This window comes from Larkinella sp. C7 (assembly GCF_006149005.1).
Taxonomy (GTDB): Bacteria; Bacteroidota; Bacteroidia; order Cytophagales; family Spirosomataceae; genus Larkinella.
Genome location: NZ_VBSL01000131.1, coordinates 1 through 500, shown reverse-complemented (window position 1 = coordinate 500; position 500 = coordinate 1). Strand labels below are relative to the sequence as shown.

General features: G+C 26.2%; 1 protein-coding gene. It reads left to right on the top strand.

Translation table 11 applies throughout. The features are described 5' to 3' along the window. Positions 1–69: 69 nt before the first annotated feature. On the top strand, positions 70–500 hold a 431-nt coding region (locus tag FH871_RS32150; RefSeq protein ID WP_212768361.1), incomplete at its 3' end, for a hypothetical protein.

The window sequence follows — 500 nt, the reverse complement described above, 5'->3', positions numbered from 1 at the left end:
ACTTCAGATGAATTTAAAATTTTCTTTTTATTCATAAACGTCCTTCAAAATAATATATCTAATAACCAAGTGGAACAGTCAGTACAAGATGGGAGAAGTGATAACTTGCAAAGTTATCTAAGCTACCATTTTGATTTTCGAAAAGAACTTTGGGAGTATTATGAAATATGTAGGATGTTTGATAATGAATCACTAAAACAATATGGATTTTCAATTTATAAAAACTTTGACAAGTTATTATATATAATCTGTAATGTTAAATCTTTCCCGGATGGATTAGTGTATAGTTGTAGTCAATTTTCAGATACAGAATTAGATGAAATATTTGGGGATATTGATTATAGTAAATTATTCATGGTTGCCTCAAAAAATATGGAAGTAAGATATTTGACTTCTTCTATACAATTATTAAAAGGTTCTATTGGAATTAAAAGAAATTTGACATATTTTTTACCTGCATCAGAACATATTCTATCAAGTATTGAACAAAAACTTATTTC